Consider the following 6,641-nt stretch of genomic DNA (forward strand, 5'->3'; position numbering starts at 1 on the left):
TCCCCATGCGTAATCGGGGAATGATTTTAATTGGGTCAAGGGGAAAAATAGACGGGCTGGGATATGGCAGGCAGCCCCATAAGATTTTTACGAATCGTAATAGATTTTAAAAAAAGAACCGTCCCCAAATGAAAAAGGAGGAAGAGGTTTGATACATCTAGGCAAGGTTATGGTAGTTTTTGGAACCAGGCCGGAAGCGATTAAGATGGCTCCGGTGGTGAATGAGCTGAAGAAGGAGAAGGATCTGGATACGGTGGTGGTGGTGACGGCCCAGCATCGGGAGATGCTGGATCAGGTTTTGCACCTTTTTGCTATAAAGCCGGATTATGATCTTGATCTGATGCGGGAAGAACAGGACCTTTTCAGTATAACGACTGGGGTTCTAAACGGGCTTAAGGATATTTTAAGGAAGGAGAAGCCTAATCTGGTACTGGTGCATGGCGATACTACGACTACTTTTGCGGCTGCCCTGGCCGCTTTTTATGAGAAGATCCCGGTTGGCCATGTGGAGGCAGGCTTGAGGACGCGCAACAAGTATTCGCCTTTTCCCGAAGAGATGAACCGCACTCTGGCGGGAAGGCTGGCTGAGCTCCATTTTGCACCTACGGATACGGCCCGGGAAAATCTCCTGGCTGAGGCGACAGCGAATTTTAAAATCTGGGTAACCGGGAATACTGTTATTGACGCCCTTTTGGCTACGGTGAAGGAAGATTACAAGTTTGGCGAAGAGCTTAAAGGGGTCAATTTTAATAACCGCATTCTTCTAGTGACTACCCACCGCCGGGAGAACTGGGGAGAGCGGATGAAAGGTATATATCAGGCTTTAATCGACCTGGTGGAAGAGTTCCCGGATGTGGAAGTAGTTTTTCCGGTACACAGGAATCCGGTGGTGAGAAATCTGGCGGAAGAAATGCTGGGAGGAAGAGAACGGATTCATCTTCTGGAGCCGCTTGATTATGAGCCTTTTGCCAATCTCATGAATGTATCTTATCTGGTCCTGACTGATTCCGGGGGGCTGCAGGAAGAAGCCCCGTCTCTGGGCAAGCCGGTTCTGGTCCTCCGGGATACGACGGAAAGGCCGGAAGCGGTTAAGGCTGGGACCGTCAAGCTGGTAGGGACGGTAAGGGAAAAGATTTATGCTGAAGCTAAACGGTTGCTTACCGATAAAGAAGAATATGAAAGGATGGCCCGGGCAGTCAATCCTTACGGGGATGGCAGGGCAGCCAGGAGGATTGTCAAGGTCATAAAAGAGTTTTTATATGTAAGGATAGGAGCTAGTTAGGCAGGATTTTTGCTTTGGGGAGCGAATTTGACATAAGGTATATTTGTATATGTATAATCTGAAAAGGAAGAAATAAAAGGATGGGAAGACAGGCTGTTTTTACAGGTAAATGGCTGGGAGATAGTTTTTTAAAACTGTTTTCCGGCATAGCCTGGCTGCCGGGTAGTGTAAAAAGCAGGGCTTCTATGTGTGCTCCTGCGGCTGGAATGGTAGATAAATATAAGTGGTTCTCTAAATGGCTGCAGGAAAGCGTGCCGGGTATTTCCGGCAAAGGGGAGGGGACATGTGGTTAAGGCCGGGGGTCGTTTTATTTTATCTGGAATGGCACGATGTCGCTGCAGCGAAGCGCAGAAGCTAGACCTTGCGCGCATTGGCGTGACCGTGCCCCCATTTTATGGAAGCAATATTATTTTCCGGATAAATAAAATTTAAGAATACCGGAGCAAGGAAATAATTCGATTCGAAATAGTTTTTCAAAAAAGAACCGTCCCCAAATTAAAATCTTTTTCGATTCGTAATAGTTTTTAAATTTAGAACCGTCCCCAAATGTAAGAGGAGGAAAAGGGTTTATGGTGATAAAGTTTGGAACCGACGGCTGGCGAGCGGTGATGGCGGAAGATTTTACTTTTGCCAACTGCCGGGTGGTGGCGCAGGGGATTGCCGCCTATGTGAACAGCCGCAATATGGCGAAAAAGGGGATTGTCATAGGCTATGACAACCGCTTTATGTCCGAAAGGTTTGCCTTAGAATGCGGCAAGGTTTTAGCCGGTAATGGCATAAAGGTGTATATGGGGAAAAGGGCGATGCCTACTCCGGTTACAGCTTTTGCCATTCGGGCTCTGGATGCGGCCGGAGCAGTTATGATTACGGCCAGCCATAATCCGCCTGAGTATAATGGGATAAAGTTTATACCGGAATATGCCGGGCCGGCTATGCCTGATGTTACTGATGTTATAGAACAGCAGGTTAAAAAAGTGCTGGAGACCGGCAAGGTTTATGAGCTGAGCGTCGTGGAGGCCGAACGTCTGGAGCTCTGGCAGGAGATAGATATGGAAGATGCTTATGCGGAGCATGTTTTAAGCTTGATTCATAAGGAAAGTTTTTCCCGCCCGCTTAAGGTGGTAGTTGACCCTATGTACGGAGCCGGGATCGGCTATCTGGACAGGATTCTGGAAGGATTGGGATGTGAGGTGCGGACGGTAAATAATTACCGGGACCCGCTTTTTGGCGGCTCGATGCCGGAGCCGATAGACCGCATGCTGGGAAGCCTGAAACGAGCGGTAGCTGCTTATGAAGCTGATGTAGGTTTGGCCTTAGACGGCGATGCTGACCGCTTTGGGGTAGTAGATAATGAAGGACAGTTTGTTACGGCCAATCAGCTTATGTACCTTCTGCTCCTTCACCTTTTAAAAACCCGCTCTTATAAGGGGCCGATTGCCAGAACGGTGGCGACTACCCATATGCTGGACCGGATTGCCAAACGGTTTGGCCTGGCAGTTATAGAAACCCCGGTGGGCTTTAAGTATATCGGCGAGTGCCTGCGGGAAAAAGGTTGCCTTTTAGGAGGGGAAGAAAGCGGGGGGCTAAGCATTTTTGGCCATGTGCCGGAAAAAGACGGGATACTGGCCTGTCTTCTGGCGGCGGAGATGCTGGCTGCATCAGGCAAAACAGTATCCCAGCTTAAGGCGGAAGTGGAGAAGGAATATGGGATGCTTGTAAGCCGAAGGATTGATATAAAGGTTAAGGAACATGAGAAGGCGCAGATAATAACCAGGCTGGCGGAGTATACACCCAAGACGGTGGCTGATATAAAGGTGGAAAGCATAAATACCGTAGATGGCAAGAAAGTGGTGCTGGAAGATGGCAGCTGGTTTCTGGTAAGGGCATCAGGTACGGAGCCGCTTTTCAGGATTTATCTGGAAACTGCTGAGGAGGAAAAGATGGCAAAGATAGAGGAAGAAGTTTTAAAAGCCCTGGAGATAGAGTTTTTTTAAATATTTTAGGGGGCAAGGAGGCGTAAAGTTGGATAAGGTGAGGGTGGTTATAGCTGATGATACTTCCGGGGTGCGGGAAAAGCTCAAGAAGCTTCTGGGGTCTGATCCGGGGATTGAACTTTTGCCTGAAGCCGGCGATGGACAGGGAGCTATAAATATGGCCCGCAAGATGAAGCCGGAGGTTGTTATTATGGATGCCAATATGCCGGGCACGGACGGCATGTGGGCTACCCGGGTGATCCTGCGGGAATTGCCGGAAACCAGGGTAATAGGGCTGGCGGTGCTGGAAGATGAAGCTGAGGAGATGCTAAAGGCCGGAGCCTGTGTCTGCCTGTTCAAAAATGTGCTGGATGAAGGGATAGTAGATATAGTACATAAAGTGGTGAAAGAGGCGAGGGAAAAGGATGGGGAAGATGAAATGGCAAAGAGCAGGCCGGCAGTAAAGCTTACCCGGCGGGAAAAAGATGTGCTGGCCTTTGTTGCCCAGGGCAAGAATAACCGGCAGATAGCGGAGGCGCTTGATATCAGCGAGAAGACGGTAAAGAATCATTTAACTTCTATTTTCCGCAAGCTCGGAGTGCGGGATAGAACCCAGGCGGCTTTGTATGCGCTGAAAAATGGCCTGGTTTAAGCCTGCTTTTGTAAATTATGTCAGTAATCGACATGTCTCCTTTTCGCATATTTATGTACCAGAGAGGCGGAGAGGAGGTTTTTTTATGCTCACTTTTCTCAAACTGCTCTGCCTGGTTATCTGGCTGGCTATGATGGTGGCCCTTATCATGGGTGTGCATCTGGTGGAGGAGAAAAAGGGGAAAAAGATGAAAAAGGGATGCTGAAAAAGGGCTTAAATTGCCTTTTTCTTTCAAATTTTTGACGGATTATGTTATAATAAGTTATTATCTTGGCTGTTGGGTAACAGGTTTATACAGATATGAATAGTATATACTGTAAAGTTTTGGGGTGGGGTAAAAGAAGTGCTTAATTTTTTGCTGGATATTATTTTCCCTATGGATAGATGCAGCCTCTGCCAGAAGCCGGGAAGGTACAGCACAACCAGGCCCTGGTGCGATGAGTGTGCAGAGGCTATACGCTCTATGCATGAAAAGATGCATATCTGCGACCGGTGCGGCAAAGTGATAGATGAGGACAAGTTCCTGTGCCGGGACTGCCTGGAAAAAGAGCCGCCTTTTGCCATTGCCCGGGCGGTAGGGCCCTATGAGGATTCCTGCCGCATTGCCATAAAGGTTTTAAAGTTTCTGGGGAAAAAGAACCTGGCGGTGGTGATGGGAAGTATGATGGCAGAAGTAGTGGAAAAGGAGCCGCGTTTTTTTCCTATCGACCTTATAATTCCCGTACCAGCTTCCCGAGGGCATATACAGCAGCGGGGATTTAACCAGACAGCGGAGCTGGCCCGGGTTATCGGCAAAAAGCTTAAGATAAAGATGGAAGATAAGGTATTGATAAGGGTGAAGGAGACTCCTCCCCAGCGCGAGCTTTCCAAGGAGGAAAGGGAAAAAAATCTCCTTTTTGCCTTTAAGGTGCAGGATAAAGAGAAAATCTATCGAAAAAATATATTACTGGTTGATGATGTATATACGACAGGATCGACCAGCCGGGAATGCACAAGAACCCTTTTAGAGGCAGGAGCGGCAAGGGTAGCAGTTATTACCTGGGCTACCGGACATGGCTTCTGATTTGGCTATTTGACGGGGAGAGGATATTTAGCCGGTAAGGGAGGGTTTATGATGGCTGAACTTCGCAACTGCCCCCGGTGTGGAAGGCTTTTTGCCTATCAGGGACGCAACCTGTGCAAAAGATGTCAGGAAGAAGATGAAAATGAGTATCTGCTAGTAAGGAGATATGTGCGGGATAATCCCGGAGCTACTATTTTTGAAGTATCGGAGGCTACGGGAGTGGAAGAAGAGAAGATTCTGCAGTATCTCCGGGAGGGCAGGCTGCAGTCTAAAGGCCTGGTAGCAGCTCTGGAGTGTGAAAGGTGTGGCCGAAAGATTACGGCCGGCAGATACTGCCCGCAGTGCTTAAAGGAACTGGAAAGCCAGATTAAAAGCGTAGTTAAGGATAGCGGGGTTAAAAAACCGGAAATAAAGACTGATTCAAAAGAGCGGATGTTCACTAAAGACAGTTATTTGAAAAGAGAATGAGGGGCAGCTTTAACCGGCTGGTTTTTGGGCCTTAAAAACAGAGCAATAATGAGAAAAAAGAAGATATTAAGCTAAAATTTTGTTTTACCGGCTTAATATTCTTCTTTTTTTATGCGAAAATATAATAAGACTTAAAATAAGGAAGGGAAGAAATACGATGATTATCTCCAAAAGCCAGATTCAGAATATACTGAAGGCCTATGGCAGCCAGAATAACCATAAGGTGCAGAAAAAAGAAGGGGTTAAAGGGCCGGCAAAGCAGGACAGTATATCGATTTCCGAGGAAAGCCGGCTTAAACAGCAGGTTTTAAAAGCGGTAAAACAGGAACCGGATATAAGGGCCGACAAGGTGGAAGAGCTGCGGGAAAGGATAGCTGCCGGCACTTATACGCTAGAAGCAGGAGAAGTGGCGGAAAAGATGATTGCAAGGGCAATTGTGGATAAGCTGATTTAAAATGGAGGAATTGCCAGGTGGAAGATGTATTAAACAGGCTCATACAGGTTATACAAAAGGAGACGGAGATAATAAGGGCTTTGATCGACTGCGGAAAGTTAAAGCAGGAATATATTATTGGCGATAACATAAAGGAGCTGGATAAGCTGCTGCCTAAAGAAAACCTGCTTTTGACCAACCTTAATCGCTGGGAAGAGGAGAGGATTTCTCTGCAGGAAAAACTGGCAGCTTACCTGGGAATCGAGGGGGAAGAGCTTAAGGCGCAAAGGCTTTTGGAGGAGGTAAAAGCTTCTTTTCCTTTTTTTTACCCGTCACTGGTCGAGGCGGTGGAAGAACTGGCCTCTGGGGTAAGTTTCCTGCAGTATCTTAACCAGCATAATAATGAGCTTATTGAGCAGGCTTTGCAGTATATCGAAACGGTGCAGGCTTTGCTGGAAGGTGATAGGCCGGGGATTTATGCCAAGGATGACAAGAAGGCAGAGACTGCTTTTAAGCGGATAAATCTTATCGATAAAAGGGTTTAGTATAAAAGGCTGGAGGCTAGAAACAGTTGAATTAAATTTATAAAATTTTTAAAAACTCTATACACAATTTATAATTTTTGCTAATCTGTGTATAGAGGTGATTTTTGTGAAATATTACAGCATTGGGCAATTTGCCCAATTAATAGGAAAGACAGAACAAACATTAAGAAACTGGGACAAGAAAGGAGTTTTAAAGCCAGCTTATATTGCTCCATCTGGGTTCAG

9 protein-coding genes are annotated in these 6,641 nt (G+C 46.9%); all 9 read left to right on the forward strand.

Annotation, left to right across the window (positions count from 1 at the left end; all coding sequences use genetic code 11):
- Window positions 1-169 precede the first annotated feature (169 nt).
- Entirely contained in the window at window positions 170-1,282 is a 1,113-nt protein-coding gene (gene wecB, locus BUB92_RS08290; RefSeq protein WP_073092766.1) for a non-hydrolyzing UDP-N-acetylglucosamine 2-epimerase, read from the forward strand.
- 80 nt (window positions 1,283-1,362) lie between these two features.
- A complete protein-coding gene (locus BUB92_RS08295; RefSeq protein WP_073092752.1) occupies window positions 1,363-1,575 on the forward strand; it encodes a hypothetical protein in 213 nt (70 codons plus the stop codon).
- A 276-nt stretch (window positions 1,576-1,851) separates the two neighbouring features.
- Window positions 1,852-3,276 (forward strand): phosphoglucomutase/phosphomannomutase family protein, encoded by a 1,425-nt coding sequence (locus BUB92_RS08300; RefSeq protein WP_073092754.1) that lies wholly within the window; start codon window positions 1,852-1,854, stop codon window positions 3,274-3,276.
- A 37-nt stretch (window positions 3,277-3,313) separates the two neighbouring features.
- On the forward strand, window positions 3,314-3,907 hold the full coding sequence (locus tag BUB92_RS08305; protein WP_242939030.1) for a response regulator transcription factor: 594 nt from the start codon (window positions 3,314-3,316) through the stop codon (window positions 3,905-3,907).
- A 343-nt stretch (window positions 3,908-4,250) separates the two neighbouring features.
- Window positions 4,251-4,970 carry a ComF family protein gene (locus BUB92_RS08310; protein ID WP_084728424.1) on the forward strand — a complete coding sequence of 240 codons (720 nt, stop codon included), beginning with the start codon at window positions 4,251-4,253 and terminating at the stop codon, window positions 4,968-4,970.
- Between the two features lie 48 nt (window positions 4,971-5,018).
- On the forward strand, window positions 5,019-5,438 hold the full coding sequence (locus BUB92_RS08315) for a TIGR03826 family flagellar region protein (protein WP_200774232.1): 420 nt from the start codon (window positions 5,019-5,021) through the stop codon (window positions 5,436-5,438).
- Window positions 5,439-5,595: 157 nt separating this feature from the next.
- Window positions 5,596-5,892, forward strand: a complete 297-nt coding sequence (gene flgM / locus BUB92_RS08320) for a flagellar biosynthesis anti-sigma factor FlgM (protein ID WP_073092771.1) — start codon at window positions 5,596-5,598, stop codon at window positions 5,890-5,892.
- Window positions 5,893-5,909: 17 nt separating this feature from the next.
- On the forward strand, window positions 5,910-6,416 hold the full coding sequence (locus BUB92_RS08325; protein ID WP_073092761.1) for a flagellar protein FlgN: 507 nt from the start codon (window positions 5,910-5,912) through the stop codon (window positions 6,414-6,416).
- A gap of 106 nt (window positions 6,417-6,522) precedes the next feature.
- On the forward strand, window positions 6,523-6,641 hold a 119-nt coding region (locus tag BUB92_RS08330; protein WP_143156907.1), incomplete at its 3' end, for a MerR family DNA-binding transcriptional regulator.

The organism is Thermosyntropha lipolytica DSM 11003 (assembly GCF_900129805.1).
Classification (GTDB): Bacteria; Bacillota; Syntrophomonadia; order Syntrophomonadales; family Syntrophomonadaceae; genus Thermosyntropha; species Thermosyntropha lipolytica.

What these genes read in the sequence shown, in the direction of transcription:
- wecB (WP_073092766.1), top strand. Translation starts at nt 170, where the DNA reads ATGGTAGTTTTTGGAACCAGGCCGGAAGCGATTAAGATGGCTCCGGTG.
- BUB92_RS08295 (WP_073092752.1), top strand. Translation starts at nt 1,363, where the DNA reads ATGGGAAGACAGGCTGTTTTTACAGGTAAATGGCTGGGAGATAGTTTT.
- BUB92_RS08300 (WP_073092754.1), top strand. Translation starts at nt 1,852, where the DNA reads ATGGTGATAAAGTTTGGAACCGACGGCTGGCGAGCGGTGATGGCGGAA.
- BUB92_RS08315 (WP_200774232.1), top strand. Translation starts at nt 5,019, where the DNA reads ATGATGGCTGAACTTCGCAACTGCCCCCGGTGTGGAAGGCTTTTTGCC.
- flgM (WP_073092771.1), top strand. Translation starts at nt 5,596, where the DNA reads ATGATTATCTCCAAAAGCCAGATTCAGAATATACTGAAGGCCTATGGC.